This is a genomic window from Stenotrophomonas indicatrix, assembly GCA_041545745.1.
GTDB lineage: Bacteria > Pseudomonadota > Gammaproteobacteria > Xanthomonadales > Xanthomonadaceae > Stenotrophomonas > Stenotrophomonas indicatrix_A.
Window position 1 is genome coordinate 3,519,620 of sequence record CP168152.1, and the last position, 14,866, is coordinate 3,534,485.

8 protein-coding genes are annotated in these 14,866 nt (G+C 67.3%); 3 read left to right on the forward strand and 5 right to left on the reverse strand.

Features of this window, described 5'->3' with window-relative positions:
* Positions 1–310: 310 nt before the first annotated feature.
* Together ACEF39_RS16080 and mrcB are read right to left on the reverse strand one after the other, a co-directional pair.
* The gene (locus ACEF39_RS16080; protein ID WP_500285776.1) at positions 311–847 is read right to left on the reverse strand and encodes a hypothetical protein; all 537 of its coding nucleotides are present in this window, start codon (positions 845–847) and stop codon (positions 311–313) included.
* On the reverse strand, positions 844–3,282 hold the full coding sequence (mrcB, locus tag ACEF39_RS16085) for a penicillin-binding protein 1B (RefSeq protein ID WP_500285777.1): 2,439 nt from the start codon (positions 3,280–3,282) through the stop codon (positions 844–846). The genes ACEF39_RS16080 and mrcB overlap by 4 nt, the downstream gene beginning before the upstream one ends.
* Before the next feature lie 95 nt (positions 3,283–3,377).
* Here mrcB and ACEF39_RS16090 point away from each other — a divergent pair, with 95 nt between their 5' ends.
* A complete protein-coding gene (locus ACEF39_RS16090; protein ID WP_500285778.1) occupies positions 3,378–5,477 on the forward strand; it encodes a glycosyltransferase in 2,100 nt (699 codons plus the stop codon).
* Here the strand turns inward: ACEF39_RS16090 and ACEF39_RS16095 are convergent.
* Positions 5,474–7,039, reverse strand: a complete 1,566-nt coding sequence (locus ACEF39_RS16095; RefSeq protein WP_500285779.1) for a hypothetical protein — start codon at positions 7,037–7,039, stop codon at positions 5,474–5,476. The two genes, ACEF39_RS16090 and ACEF39_RS16095, sit on opposite strands and share 4 nt — an antisense overlap.
* A 30-nt stretch (positions 7,040–7,069) precedes the next feature.
* The gene (locus tag ACEF39_RS16100; protein ID WP_500288038.1) at positions 7,070–9,103 is read right to left on the reverse strand and encodes a bifunctional (p)ppGpp synthetase/guanosine-3',5'-bis(diphosphate) 3'-pyrophosphohydrolase; all 2,034 of its coding nucleotides are present in this window, start codon (positions 9,101–9,103) and stop codon (positions 7,070–7,072) included.
* Positions 9,104–9,356: 253 nt separating this feature from the next.
* Between ACEF39_RS16100 and ACEF39_RS16105 the strand changes: the two genes are divergently transcribed.
* Entirely contained in the window at positions 9,357–9,893 is a 537-nt protein-coding gene (locus tag ACEF39_RS16105) for a hypothetical protein (protein ID WP_500285780.1), read from the forward strand.
* A 106-nt stretch (positions 9,894–9,999) separates the two neighbouring features.
* Here the strand turns inward: ACEF39_RS16105 and hrpA are convergent, their stop codons facing one another.
* The gene (gene hrpA / locus ACEF39_RS16110; RefSeq protein WP_500285781.1) at positions 10,000–14,085 is read right to left on the reverse strand and encodes an ATP-dependent RNA helicase HrpA; all 4,086 of its coding nucleotides are present in this window, start codon (positions 14,083–14,085) and stop codon (positions 10,000–10,002) included.
* Between the two features lie 86 nt (positions 14,086–14,171).
* Here hrpA and ACEF39_RS16115 point away from each other — a divergent pair, with 86 nt between their 5' ends.
* On the forward strand, positions 14,172–14,720 hold the full coding sequence (locus ACEF39_RS16115; RefSeq protein WP_088100980.1) for a Dps family protein: 549 nt from the start codon (positions 14,172–14,174) through the stop codon (positions 14,718–14,720).
* The last annotated feature ends 146 nt before the right edge of the window (positions 14,721–14,866 follow it).

Consider the following 14,866-nt stretch of genomic DNA (forward strand, 5'->3'; position numbering starts at 1 on the left):
GGTGTAACGGGGAAAGTAGAAGGGGTCGGAGCCGTTTTCCCTTGGAAAACGGCTCCGACCCCTCAGCGAGCGCGCGCAGTGCGCGACCCGCGTTTGATTTTGATTTTGTTCTTGCCTGCGGCGGCCGCAGGAAACTGTCCGTGGCCGGGTGGATGGGCTGGGCAGGGGCGTGAGCCGCATGGATGCGGCGACCGAGCTTACAGGGACGTACTTGCAGCGCCCCCTGCCCAGTCCATCCACCCGGCCAACCCGCATCAGACCATCAGCCCGCCCGCCGCAGAGGGGGCAGCGCCCGATGGAGGGAAATACCTCAGTACCGCTTGATCCCCGGCACCGTGCAACCTTCGATCTGCGCATGCGCGGACACCGCATTCTCCTTCTCGCCCCGTGCCAGGCGCGCCTGCTCGATCGTCGCCCAGTGCCGGCGGCACAATGGCCCCGTCTTCGAGCCAAGGTCCACAGCCTTGCGCGCGAACGTTTCCGCCTCTGCCCACTGGCCCTGCAGCAGCGCCAGTTCCGCGCGTTCCTGCAATACAGATGGATCACCGGCCACGATCTGCAACGCCTGGTCCAGGCTGCCAGCCGCGCCGGCCAGGTCGTTGGCCCGGCGCTGGGTCAGCGCCGTCTGCCGCAGATCCTCGACCTGCGAATCGCGTAACGGCTGCACCGACAGTTCCTTGTCATCCGGGCCGGCGGCTGCTTCCACGGCTGCCAGCCGCTGTGCGGGCGTGGTGGTGTCCACCGGCTTGACCACTTGCGGCGCGCTGCTCACGCAGGCCGCCAAGGCCAAGGCGAGGCCACTCAGGACCAGGGGCTGGAACAGCGAACGGATAGTCATCGGCATCATCGGCTTGGAGGAGGAGTCGCTGCAGCGGGTGCTGCGGCAGGTTCAGCAGCGGGTTCCGGTTTACGGTCAAGGCCGAACCAGCTGCGCCAGCCGCCGCCCTCGCCTTCCGCACCGCCCTGCGCGTCCGGCAAGGGCGCCGGTGCACACGGTTCATACGCAGGCGCATAACCCACCACGAACGGGAATCGCCTCGCGCCCGGGCAGCCTTCATCGGTGCTGTTGGTACCCGTAGCGGCAACCGGCTGCCAATCGAGGCCCTTGTTGCTGACCTTCAACGGCGCCGTCGGCAGGCGCTGGAAGATGCCCGACCACACCCGCATCGCGCCGGTGGCGCCGTACAGACCGGCCTGTTCGTTCTGGTCGTTGCCCATCCAGATCACCGCCAGATGATCGCCGGTGTAACCGGCATACCAGCTGTCGCGGCCATCGTTGGTGGTGCCGGTCTTGCCGGCCGGCTGCAGGCGGCCCAGGCCATCGGCATTCAAGCGTTGCGCGGTGCCACTGGCCACCACCTGCTGCAGGCCGATGCTGATCAGGTTGGCGGCAATGGAGTCGCCCTCCTGTGCCGGCGCAGGCGTCTTGTCGTAGCGCTTGAGCAGCTTGCCCTGCGGATCAAGGACACCACGCACCGCGTGCAGCGGCTGGATTTCGCCGCCCGATGCCAAGAACTGGTACAGCTGCGCCATCGCATATGGGCTCTGGTCGGTCGAGCCGAGGATCACCGCCGGATTGGGTTCGGCCTTGATGCCGGCCAGCACATGGATCAGCTGGGTCACCCGCTCCGGGCCGACCTGCATGCCCACGCGTACCGTGGCCTGGTTGTAGGAATGGGCCAGCGCGTCGATCAGGCGCACGGTGCCATGGCTGCGGTTGTCCGCATTGCCTGGGTTCCAGTTGCGGCCGCGGCCGAGCTGCACGGTCACCGGTGAATCGTCGACCCAGCTGGCCAGCGAATAGCGTTCCGGCTGCGCCAGTGCCAGCAGGTACACGAACGGCTTGAGCAGCGAACCGACCGGGCGCTGCGCCTCGATGGCGCGGTTGAAGCCGACCTCGGACACGTCGCGGCTGCCGATCACCGCCACCACGTCGCCGTTGTGCACGTCGGTCATCACCAGGCCGGCCTGCAGCTCGGGGCGACGCTTGCTTTCCAGCGACTTGATGGTGCGCGTGACCGCACCTTCGGCATAGGCCTGCGCGGACGGCGACATGCCGCTCATCACGCTCAGGCCGGCGCCCTGCAGGGCCGATTCCGGATAGTCGTGGGCAAGCTGGCGACGCACCAGGTCGACGTAGGCGGGGAAGCGGTTGGCCGCCACCAGGCCCGGGGTCTTGGGTACGCCCAGCGGCGCCTTCAACGCACGCTGGTACTCGGCATCATCGATCAGGGTCGCTTCGTGCAGTTTGCCCAGCACGAAGTTGCGACGGTCCAGCGCGCGCTCGGGATTGCGGCGCGGGTCGTAGTAGGACGGCCCCTTGACCAGGCCGATCAACAGCGCGATCTGCTCGGTTTCCAGCGAGGAGAGATCACGGCCGAACCAGAACTCGGCACCAGAGGACATGCCGTGGATCGCCTGGCTGCCGCGCTGGCCCAGATACACCTGGTTGAGGTAGGCCTCGAAGATGGTGCGCTTGTCATAGCGCGCTTCCATGATCAACGCATAGAGCACTTCGTTGAATTTGCGGGTGACGGTCTGTTCCTTGCCGATGCCGAGCAGACCACTGCGGGCCAGCTGCTGGGTCAGGGTGGAAGCGCCCTGCCGGCTCTGCCCACCGGAGCGGACCGTCACCCAGACCGCGCGCGCGATACCGGACAGATCGATGCCGTGATGGCGGTTGAAGTCCTTGTCCTCGACCGCCTGCAGGCCAGTGACCAACAGGTCCGGGGCCTCGTTCATGCGGATCAGGCGGCGCTCTTCCTGCTTTTGCCCATACAGCGTGGCGATGCGCGCAGGATCCATGCGGGCTGCCTTCAGCGCCTTGCGGCTGTCGGCGTCACGCAACGATGCGATGCTGCCGCCGGACAGCGACAGCTCGACCCGACGCGCCGCGACCTGGCCATCAACATCGTTGTAGCCACGGCTGGAGATGACGAAGCGGCCGCCCTGCACCGCATAGGTTGCCGGTTCCTTGCCCTGGCCATCATCGCGATAGGCCGAGGCGGCCAGCTCGGTCTTCAGGGTCGCCGCATCCATCGCCTTGCCGGGCAACAGCACCAGCGGGCGTGCATAGACGCGCGTCGGGATCTGCCAGCGCAGTTCACCGAAACGTTGCGTCACCTGTTGGTTCAGGTACAGCGTATAGGGGATCAGGAAACCCAATCCCAACGCGACCGCCGCCATGCTCCAGGTGATCAGCCGGCGCCGCCAGAGCGGACCGGTGTCCTGCTGGTCGTCGTCGAAATCGTCGATATCGTCTGAATCGTAGCGTCGGGGCACGGGAATGCGACAATGTAGGGTCTGGCGAGTCTACCCCAGCCGCTGCGGCAGGCGAATTCTCCCGGCCCCCCTGCTTAAGCTGGAGTTGCAACCGGATGGCGATGTCCCTGGCCGAAATCCGCTACCTGATCAATCGCCTGACCGGGCTGGCCCGCCGCAGCCTGGCCAGCCTGCGTACCCGCGGCTGGCGGGCCACCTGGCAGCGGATCCGGGTGCACACCCAGCGCGCCGTTCCAGCACCGCGCAAACCGCTGTACCTGCCACCGGCACAGCCGTTCGCTCCCTTCGCGGTGCCCACCAGCGATACGCCGGACGTCAGCATCGTCATTCCGGTCTACAACCACGTCGACCATACCCTGGCCTGCCTGCGCGCCCTGGCCGCGCACCCGCCGTCGGTGGCCTGCGAGATCCTCGTGGTGGACGACGGCAGCAGCGACGCAACGGCGCAGTGGATGCCGCAGATCAGCGGCCTGCGCTACGAAGTGCGCGAGCGCAACGGTGGCTTCATCGAGGCCTGCAACGACGGCGTGTCGCGCACGCGCGGTCGTTACGTGGTGCTGCTCAACAACGATACGGTGCCGCAGCCGGGCTGGCTGGAGGCATTGCTGGACACCTTTGCGACCGTCGCCGATGCCGGCCTGGTCGGCAGCCAGCTGCTGTACCCCGACGGCCGCCTGCAGGAATCGGGCGGGGTGATCTTCGGCGATGGCAGTGGCTGGAGCTACGGCCGTTTCGAAGCGGCCGATGATCCCCGCTTCGCCAGCCTGCGCGACGTCGACTACTGCTCCGGCGCCGCGCTGATGCTGCCCCTCGCACTGTGGCAACAACTGGGCGGCTTCGATACCCGCTACAAGCCCGCCTACTACGAAGACACCGACCTGGCTTTCCGCGTGCGTGCACAGGGCCTGCGCGTGCTGGTGCAGCCGGCCAGCCGGGTGATCCACGATGAAGGCACCAGCAACGGCACCGATACCGGCAGCGGTGTGAAGGCCTATCAGGTACGCAACCAGGGCATTTTCGCAGCCAGATGGGCCGCTGAACTGGCCTCCCATCCGAAGGTCGGCGAAGTGCCCTCGCCGGCGCTGCTGCTGCGCGGCCGTCGCCAGGTGCTGATCCTCGACGAGGAAGTGCCGCGCCCGGAACGCGACTCCGGCTCGCTGCGGCAGGTCAACCTGATCCGCCTGCTGCTGCAGGGCGGCGCCCACGTGGTGTTCGTGCCCACCCGGCGCGAACACGGCGGCGTGGCGACCGAAGCCCTGCAGCGGATGGGCGTGGAAGTCTGGTACACGCCCTTCCTGGACGGTGTTGCAGGCTGGCTGCGCAGCCACGGCGCCCGCTTCAACGTGGTGATGATGGTGCGCCACCACGTCGCCAACGAATGCCTGCCGCTGCTCAAACGCTATGCACCACAGGCCCGCACTGTGTTCGACACCGTCGACCTGCACTACCTGCGCGAACGCCGTGGTGCGGAAGTGGCGGGCGATGCTGGCCTGCTGCGCAACGCCGAACGCACCCGCGCCAGCGAACTGGCAGTGATGGACCAGTGCGATATCACCGTACTGGTCAGCGCTGCCGAGCGCGAGCAACTGCAGGCCGATGCGCCCCAGGTGCGGGTAGAGCTGATTTCCAACCTGCATGAAGTTGCAGGCGCGGGCGCGCCGTTCGCGCAGCGCCACGACCTGGTGTTCGTCGGCGGCTTCCGCCATCCGCCGAACCTGGACGCGATGGAGTGGTTCATCGGCGACGTATTCCCGCACATCCGCGCTGCGCTGCCGCAGGTGCACCTGCATTGCATCGGTGCCGGCGCACCGGACACGCTGCTTGCCCTGGCTGCTACCCAGCCGGGCGTAGTGATGCATGGCTTCGTTGAAGACATTGTTCCGTACATGGACGGTGGCCGCATTGCTATCGCGCCGCTGCGTTTCGGCGCTGGCGTGAAGGGCAAGATCAACCTGAGCATGGCTCATGGCCAGCCCGTGGTCGGCACCACCTGCGCGGTGGAAGGCATGCACCTGCGTGCCGGCCAGGATGTGCTGGTGGCCGACGATGCAGCGGGCTTTGCCGATGCGGTGGTCCGCCTGTACCAGGACCCCGTTCTCTGGCAGCAGCTGGCCGCCGCTGGCCTGGCCAACGTGGCCGAGCATTTCTCGCTGGATGCCGCATCGGCAACCGTGCAGCGCTTGTTCTTCGACTAGTCGATGTGGCCGCCTGCGTGCCGCAGGCGGTCCTCGAACGCGGCAAGCTCGGCCAGATCCGGCTGCAGCCGCCGCGCCTGCTCCACGGCCGAGGCGGCAAATTCCACATCCCCGCGACCCAGCCGTTCGCTGCCGATCGCCAGCCAGCGCTGTGCCAGGCGCGAACGCGCATCGGGCAATCCTGCGGCGGTCGGCGCCAGCGTCTGCCAGGCCTGCAGGCAGGCGCCCGCAGCCTGCACCCGGTTCTGTCGCAGGTTGTCATCGAAGCAGGACCTGCTGGCGGGCAGCAGACGCGCTGCCGCCGCCTTGACCCGGCTGTCGCGCGGTGCCAGTGCCTGCGCTTCACGCAGCGCATCGAAGGCGCTGTGACCGGGGGGGCTGATCCACCGCCCGGCACGCTCGGCGCGATCGATCTGGCGCAGTCGATCACGCAGCTGGCGCTCACGCTGGGCAGCGCTGATGCCCGGCTGCTGCAACGACTGGCGTGCCTGCCGCGCACGCTGCAGGCGCTGTGCCAGCTGCTGCTGCGCCGCTTGCGAGGCGCCCAGATCTGCCGCCAGCGCGGCGTCCTTGTCGGCCGCCTCGAACTGGAAATCGTCGGCCCGCTTCTGGCTGCGCGCCAGCAATGCCTGCACGGTCTGCTCGCGCCCACGCAGTGCGGTGGGATCATCGGACGTGACCGCCAGCACGGCTTGGAAACTGTCTGCGGCCATCTCCAGCTGCTGCCGTTTGAGCGCGCGCTGGCCCTGCTGCAGCCGCTGGTCGACGGCCTGGGCCAGTGCTTCCTGGCTGGCAGGAAGCTCGGAATGACCTGCATCGAACTGGCGTGCACGCTGCAGGATCGCAGCCGCCGTGGTCAGTTCGCCGCGCGCAGCCTGTGCACGCGCCTGCTGCAGCAGGTCGCTCAATGCATCCTCGCGACCTTCCAGCGCAGGCAGGTTGTCCGGTTGCAGCGCCAGCACACGCTGGAACAACGGCAACGCACTGCTGTCGCCGTCGTCCAGCCGCCCCGCTGCAAAGGCATTGCGGGCCTGTGCAAGCAACGCGCCGATGCCAGCGCCGGCGCGACGACGCGCCTGCAGTTGCTGGGCCACCGCATCCGCTTCGGCGCGCGGCACCTGCAGCTCACGCGCCAACGCCAGCGCCTGCGCGCAGCCGTCGAGGTCGCCCGCCTGCAGCCGCTCACGCGACTGCTGCAACGCTGCCGCGCCGGTACGGGCCAGGCCCTGCCGCGCCTGCGGGCGGTCGCCGTCCAAAGCCAGTACCGCCTGGTAGCGTTCGCGCGCGCCACTGCCGTCGCCCGCAGTCAGGCGCCCTTCGGCCAGCGCGCGATCGCCCTCGGCCAGCAGTTGTTCTATCTGTGGCTCATCCCAGAACCAGTCGGCCAGCGGCTTGCGCACCAGCACCAGCAGAACGAACACGGCTGCAGCAGCCAACAGCGCCCAACGCCACACCCGGCGCGCATGGCGCGCCTGCAGCCACCACCAGCGGCTTTCGCGGCGAACGCGATCGAGCGCCGGATGTGCGGCGCCGTGTGAGCGATGCGGGGGCTCGCGTTCCATGCGTGCAGGGTAGCCGGGGCAGCGTGAAGCTCAGCCCAGACGACGCGCCTCGCTGACACCGGGCAACGCATCGAGCTTGCCCAGCAGATTCGACAGCTGGCCGTAGTCGCTGACCTTCAGCCGCAGGCGCAGATGCGCGCGGCCACTGTTGCGGACGTTGTCGCTGTGGATGTCCAGCACGTAGGCGTCTTCCTGTGCGATCAGGTTGGTGATGTCCTTCAGCAGCCAGCGGCGGTCCACTGCGTCGACCACCACGTCCACTTCATAGCCACCGCCGGCCTGGCCCCATTCCACCGGCAGGATCCGCTGCGGGCTGGTCGCAGCCAGCCGCGCCAGGGCCACGCAGTCTGCACGATGCACCGTGACACCCCGGCTACGGGTCAGGTAGCCGACAATCGGTTCGCCCGCCACCGGCTGGCAGCAGCGCGCCAGCTGCACCAGCAGGTTGCCCACGCCCTGTACGGTGAACTTGGACTTGCCCAGGTTCTCGCGGCGCGCGGTCGGCCGCGGCAGGGCCGACGTCGGCGCCGGCTGGCTGGCCGCACGCTCGGCCTCCAGCAGCGAACGGCTGACCTGGTTGGGGCCGGTATCGCCCAGGGCGACCTGGATATAGAGGTCGTCGACACTGTCGGCATGGAACTTCTTCGCCGCTGCGGACAGGTCCGAATGCTGCAGGCCCAGCCGCTTCAGTTCGCGCTCCAGCAGCTCGCGCCCTGCCTGCACGTTGCGCGCACGGTCCAGCTTGTGGAACCAGCTGCGCACCTTCTCGCGCGAGCGGTTGCTGGCCAGGAACCCGTTGGCCGGCATCAGCCAGTCGCGGCGCGGGTCGGCCTCCTTGCCGGTCAGGATCTCGACCCGGTCACCGCTGCGCAGGCGGTAGGTCAACGGCACGATGCGGCCGTTGACCTTGGCGCCACGGCAGCGGTGCCCGACCATGGTGTGCACCTGGTAGGCAAAATCCAGCGGTGTGGCACCTTGCGGCAGGTCCAGCACCTCGTCCTTCGGGGTCAGCGCGTAGACCCGGTCCTCGGTCAGCTCGGCATCGAGCGCGCCGGCCAGTTCATTGCCCTGCCCGTCCTGCGCCTGCTCCAGCAGCTGCCGCATCCAGGTGATCTTGCGATCGAACGACTTCTCCGCGCCCTTGCCGCCTTCCTTGTATTTCCAGTGCGCGGCCACGCCCAGCTCGGCCTGCGCGTGCATGTCGTGGGTGCGGATCTGCACTTCGATGGTGCGCCCTTCCGGGCCAACCACCGCCGTGTGCAGCGAGCGGTAATCGTTGGCCTTGGGCCGGGCGATGTAATCGTCGAACTCGCTCGGCACCGGTGCCCACAGCGCATGCACCACGCCGAGCGCGGCGTAGCAGGCGGCCACGTCGTCGACCATCACCCGAACCGCACGGATGTCATACAACTGATCGAATGCCAGGCGCTTCTTCTGCATCTTCCGCCAGATGCTGTAGATGTGCTTGGGCCGGCCACTGACCTCGGCGCGGATGCCCTGCACGCCCAGTTCGCGCGACAGCACCTTCTTCACGTTCTCGACGTAGCGCTCGCGGGCGATGCGGGTCTCATCGACCTCGCGCGCGATGCGCCGGTAGGTTTCCGGCTCCAGGTGGCGAAACGCCAGGTCTTCCAGTTCCCACTTCAACTGCCAGATGCCGAGCCGGTTGGCCAGCGGCGCATGGATGTCGCGGGTCAACTGGGCCAGCGCGCGGCGCTGCTCCTCATCGAGCTTGTCGGCCGCGCGCATGCGCGCCAACTGCCGGGCCAGCAGGATCGGCACCACCCGCAGGTCGCGGATGATGGCCAGCAACAACCGGCGCAGGCCTTCGCTGTTGCGGCCTGCCTCGCGACCGGCATGCAGTGCCCAAACGGGATCGGCCGCATCCTGTCCATCGAGCAGACCGATCACCGCCGCTTTGTGGCTGCCCAGCGGCAGTGCATCGAGGTGGACGCGCAGACCCGGCAGATCGAACAGCAGGGCCGCCACCACGGCGCCCTCGTCTGCCGAGAGCATTGCCAGCGCGTCCAGGGTATCGCCCAGCACCGACCAGCTGGCACGCATCTGCGGGTCGCAGTCCGGCGCTTCCCAGTGCCCGCGCAGGGCCTGGCGCAGCGGAGCAGGCAGCACGGCTGCCGAGGGACGGTTCAACAAGGCATCCAGGCCGGGGACGGAAGCGCGGTTCACAGCATCGAGCAGGCAAGACGGAAGCCCCTACACTAGCGCCGCAGCCGTTCAGGAACAATCGCCGCGGCCACCATCGCCGGGAATGTGGACATGCCGCTACACTCGCCGACATCCACGGGAGAGTTCCGCCATGCCTTCGATCACCCTGCCTTTCCGCCCGCACCTTCTGGCCTGTGCCGCCGTACTGCTGTCCCTGTCGGCACCCGCGCTGGCCCAGCGCGTGGTGCAGGGTGACCTGCAGCAGCAGATGTCAGCGACCGAATTCAAGGCCGCCGGCCTGGACAAACTCAATGCCGCCGAGCTGGCGACGCTGAACCGCTGGCTGCAGGGCAAGGTTGAAGCCGCCACCACCGAAGCCGTCGCTGCGGTGCGCGAAGAAGCGCGCGAGGAAGGTCGCCAGGAAGTGATCGTGAAGAACCGCGGCTTCTTCGACTTCGGCAGCAACGAGCCGATCAGCGGCGTGCTGCAGGGCGAGTTCCGCGGTTTCGGCAAGGGCCGGATCTACGTGCTGGACAATGGCCAGCAATGGGAACAGACCGATACCACCTCGGTTTCCGGCGTGCGCAAGCAATCGCCGAAGGTCAGCATCAGCCCCGGGGTGATGGGCGTGTGGTACCTGAAGGTCGAAGGTGTGAACACCCAGCCCAAGGTGCGTCGCACCAAGTAACGGCGCCATCGGCCGCTACCGCCGAGACCGGCAGTAGATCCACGCCATGCGTGGCTGGCATTCCACCCACCCCGCCGGTCAGCACCCGGCGGGGTCAGGCCGGGGGTTACGAGGCCTGGCGCAGTGCGGCCACCCGCTGCGCCAGTTTCTTCGCTGAAACGCCGGTGCGTGCGCCCAGTTCCTGCGCGAACAACGACACCCTCAGTTCTTCCAGGTCCCAGCGCAGTGCCTGCCACTGCGGCCGCTCGCGCAGGCCCTGCTGCTCGCCCACCTGCAACGCCTCCAGGAACGGATGCAGTTCCAGCATGCGCGCCTGGTCACGTGGCGGATCGCGCTTGGCGCGTTCAGTGCGCAGGATCATCGCTTTCAGGTAGCGCGGGTACTGCGCCAGGGCATCGGCCGGCGTGTCACGCAGGAAGCCCGGATGGATCAGCCCGACCAACTGCGCTTCCATGTCATCCAGATTGCCGCGCGCCCAACCCATCAACGGCGCTTCCAGCATCGGCTTCAACTCGGCCACCAGGGCAAGGATCGACTCGGCCAGCTTCAACCGCTGCATGGCTTCGCCGAACAGCGTTTTTGCGGCGTGTTCACGACGCTGCTCGAATGTCGCCGCATCGCGGATATCGCCCAGACCATCAGCCAGCACGGCATTCAGCGCCGCATCGACCAGATCGCCACGCAGGCGTTCCTGGGTTTCGATCGAGGCGTACAACAGGCCGGTTTTCGCTGCGACCGGCAACTGCTTGCGTGCCTGCTTGATCTTCTCGCCCAGGCCGATCTCCAGCAGCCGGCGCACGCCGAGCGGGTGCAATTCCTCGGCCTGTTGGCGATCGGCGTAGATACGCAATGCGACGCTGTCACCCTCATCCTTCAGCGCGGGATAGGCCGGCACACCGGCTTCGCCCGGCACCTGCAGCGGAATCGGCGTGGCCGGGAACGTGCGCAGGCCATCGGCTGCCATTTCGCGCCCGGCACGTGCGGCGAACGCATCGCCGGCCTGGCCGCCGAACTTCGCACGCAGCGCCTCGAGGTCGCGCGAGGTTGCCAGCACCTTGCCCTGCTCATCGCGCAGGCGCAGGTTCATGTGCAGATGCGGTTCGATGGAACCGGGCTCGAAATCGGTGGCGGCCACGGTTGCCCCGGTTGCCCGGGACAGGAAGCGCGCCAGCTCGCCGGTGATCGCGTCGGCGCTGGGCTGTGGGAAGGCCTCGTAGAACGCGCGCGCGAAATCGGGTGCCGGCACGTAGTTGCGCCGCATCGCCTTGGGCAGGCTGCGGATCAAGGCCGCCGCCTTGTCGGCAACGAAACCCGGCGCCAGCCACCCCAACTGCACTGCATCCAGTGCATTGAGCAGATGCAGCGGCACGTCCAGGGTCACGCCGTCATCTTCGGCCCCGGGTTCGAAGCGGTAGTGCAGCGGCAGCCGCGCCTGGCCCAATGCCAGGTACTTCGGGTAGCGCTCCTGCTCGCTGCCTTCGCCCGGCAGCAGATCCACCAGCGACCAGTTCAGTCCCCTGCGCTGTTCCGGCGGCAACGCCTTCCACCACGCATCCAACCCGGACGCGGAATGGATCTGCGGCGGCACCCGGTCCAGATACCAGCGTGCCTGCCAGTCCTCGTCGGCGACGATGCCGGCACGGCGCAGCTTGGCTTCTTCCTCGCGCGCCTGCTCCAGCACCTTCTGGTTGTCAGCCACGAAGCTGGCGCGGGTGTTGATCTCACCGGTCACCAGCGCCTGGCGCACGAAGATGTCGTGCGCTTCGACGGCATTGATGCGGCCGTAATGCACCGGTTTCTTCGGTGCCAGCACCAGCCCGAACAGGCTGATCTGTTCGGAGGCCAGCACCTGGCCCTGTGCACGCGACCAGTGCGGATCGAAATGCTTGCGCAGCAGCAGGTGCGGCAGTTCGGCAATCACCCAGTCCGGCTCGATTGCCGCCAGGGTCATGCCCCACACCTTCTGCGTATCCAGCAGGTTGGCTGCCAGCAGCCACGGCGGCGGCCGCTTGGACAGCGTCGAGCCGGGGAACGGCAGGAAACGGCGCTGGCGTGGCGCCTGGAAATCGCCTTTTTCGCTGCGATGGCCGATCTGCGTAGGCAGGCCCGCCACCAGCGCCCGATGCAGGGTCTGATAAGCAGCAGCGCGAACGCGTTCGCTGTAACCACCGCCGTCGGGCGCCTGGTCCTTCTGCGCGCGAGCGGCGACCGGCGCGGGCGCTGTTTCGCCCTTGCCCTCGCGGGCCAGGCGCGCGGCACGGTGCAGCTGGCCACGGGTCGCCTTCACCGCCGCGGCATCATCGCGCGTCGGCGCCGGCGCACTGCTGCCGGCCAGCAACGGCGCCATCGATACCTCATTGGTCTCTTCTTTCCAGCCCAGTTCCTCGCACAGCAGGCGCAGCTGCCGGTGCAGCTCGCGCCATTCGCGCATGCGCAGGAAGCCGAGGAAGTGGCGGCCACACCAGTCGCGCAGCTTGGACTGGGTCAGATCCTCATGGGACTGGCGATAGGCATCCCACAGGCGCAGCACACCGACGAACTCGGAGCGGCCGTCAGCGAACTGCGCATGTGCGTTGTCGGCGGCGCCACGCGCTTCGGGCGGCCGTTCGCGCGGATCCTGGATACCCAGGAACGAGGCGATCACCAGCATCGGCCGCAGGCAACCGGCCGCCTGTGCGGCAACCAGCATGCGTGCCAGCTTCACGTCCACCGGCAGGCGCGCCATCTGCTTGCCGATCGCGGTCAGATGGCGCTCGCTGTCGATCGCCCCCAGCTCGGTCAGATGCTGCCAACCATCAGCGACGGCCCGCTCATCCGGCGCCTCGAGGAACGGGAAGTCCTCGATGCGGCCCAGGCCAAGCTGCAGCATGCGCAGGATCACCCCGGCCAGGCTGGAACGACGGATTTCCGGATCGGTGAACTCCGGCCGTGCCTGGAAATCGGCCTCGGCATAGAGGCGATAGCAGATGCCCTCGGCCACGCGACCACAGCGGCCCTTGCGCTGGTTGGCACTGGCCTGCGAGATCGGCTCGATGTGCAGGCGGTCAAGCTTGTTGCGCGGGCTGTAACGCTTGACGCGGGCGAAACCGGGGTCGACCACATAGCGGATGCGCGGCACCGTCAGCGAGGTCTCGGCCACGTTGGTGGCCAGCACGATGCGCCGGTTCGGGCCAGGGTTGAACACCCGGTCCTGGTCTTGGTTGGACAGCCGCGCGTATAGCGGCAGTACTTCGGTGTTGCGGTACTTGCGCCGCTCCAGCGATTGGTGCGCATCGCGGATCTCACGCTCGCCCGGCAGGAAGATCAGCACGTCGCCACGGGAATCCAGGCGGGTGATTTCGTCGATGGCCGAGACGATGGCATCGTTGACCGTGCGTTCGCCCTGCTCTTCGCCCTCGCCTTCCAGCGCGCGATAGCGCACCTCCACCGGATAGGTGCGGCCTTCGACGCTGATCACCGGCGCGCTGTCGAAATGCTGGGCGAAACGCTCGGTGTCGATGGTCGCTGACGTGACGATCAGCTTCAGGTCCGGGCGCTTGCGCAGCAGTTGCTTGAGATAGCCGAGCAGGAAGTCGATGTTGAGGCTGCGTTCGTGCGCTTCATCGACGATGATCGTGTCGTAGTTCGACAGCCAGCGATCACGGGCGATCTCGGCCAGCAGGATGCCGTCGGTCATGAACTTGATGCGGGTGTCTTCGCCGACCTTGTCGTTGAAGCGCACCTGGTAGCCGACCAATTGGCCCAGTTCGCTCTGCAGTTCCTGCGCGACACGGCTGGCCACCGCACGTGCGGCGATCCGTCGCGGCTGCGTGCAGCCGATCATCCCCGCTTGGCCACGGCCGGCGGCCAGGCACAGTTTCGGCAGCTGCGTGGTCTTGCCCGAGCCGGTTTCACCGGCGATCACCACCACCTGATGGTCGCGGATCAACTGGGTGATGGTCTCGGCTTCACGCGCAATCGGCAGCTGTGGGTCCAGAGTAATGGCCGGCTGTTGTTGCGCCCGCGCCTGCCGGCGCTGCACCGAAACCTGCAAGGCCTGCTCGAAGTTGGCGGCCAGCGCCGCATCCTGTGGCTTGGCCTGGCAACGCGAGAGCATTCCCAGCAATCGTCCACGGTCGCGGCTCATGGCGCCATCGATGGCGACACGCTGTTGGCGCTGGCGGGACTGCGGCATTTTGTCGATAGCGTTCATCAATCGGTTCGTTTAAAACTTTGAATGCGACCAGTCATCAAGACTGATTTATTGTGAAGGCCAACGATTCCACAAGGAGGAACCCCATGGCGAAGACCAAGAGCACGACCAAGCCCAAGACCGGCAAGCAGAAGCTTGCGGCTTCCGCGCCGTCGGCCCCCAACATCGATATCGGGATCACCCAGGGCGACCGCAAGAAGATCGCCGACGGTTTGGCGCGGTTCCAGGCCGATGCGTTCACGCTCTACCTGAAGACCCACAACTTCCACTGGAATGTCACCGGCTCGATGTTCAACTCGCTGCACACCATGTTCGAGACCCAGTACACCGAACAATGGGCGGCACTGGACGATGTGGCCGAGCGCATCCGCGCACTGGGCTTCAATGCCCCGGGCTCCTACCGGGAATTTGCTGCGCTGACCTCGATTGTCGAGGAGCCGGGCCTGACCGACAGTGCGGACTGGCGTGAAATGGTACGCCAGTTGGTGGTCGCCAACGAAGCGGTATGCCGTACGGCACGTGAAGTGCTGGATGTGGCGGCCAAGGGAGACGACGCTCCGACCGAGGATCTGATGACCCAGCGCCTGCAGACCCACGAGAAGTACGCGTGGATGCTGCGTTCCCTGCTCCAGTAGGAGTTTTGGGTGGTTCGGCAGGGCTGCGCCCTGCACCCGCAGAGGCCTTGAAGCCAAGGCCAGAGCCAGAGCAAAAGCTGGTTTCCTGTGGTTTGGCGGGGTGGGTCCGGTTGCGGGGGACGCTGCAAGTACGTCCCTGTAAGCTC

Excerpts from the sequence above, each read along its gene's own strand:
- ACEF39_RS16090 (WP_500285778.1), top strand. The coding sequence starts at position 3,378 with ATGGCGATGTCCCTGGCCGAAATCCGCTACCTGATCAATCGCCTGACC.
- ACEF39_RS16080 (WP_500285776.1), bottom strand. The coding sequence starts at position 847 with ATGATGCCGATGACTATCCGTTCGCTGTTCCAGCCCCTGGTCCTGAGT.
- ACEF39_RS16100 (WP_500288038.1), bottom strand. The coding sequence starts at position 9,103 with ATGCGTGCCAGCTGGTCGGTGCTGGGCGATACCCTGGACGCGCTGGCA.
- ACEF39_RS16095 (WP_500285779.1), bottom strand. The coding sequence starts at position 7,039 with ATGGAACGCGAGCCCCCGCATCGCTCACACGGCGCCGCACATCCGGCG.
- hrpA (WP_500285781.1), bottom strand. The coding sequence starts at position 14,085 with ATGAACGCTATCGACAAAATGCCGCAGTCCCGCCAGCGCCAACAGCGT.
- ACEF39_RS16115 (WP_088100980.1), top strand. The coding sequence starts at position 14,172 with ATGGCGAAGACCAAGAGCACGACCAAGCCCAAGACCGGCAAGCAGAAG.
- ACEF39_RS16105 (WP_500285780.1), top strand. The coding sequence starts at position 9,357 with ATGCCTTCGATCACCCTGCCTTTCCGCCCGCACCTTCTGGCCTGTGCC.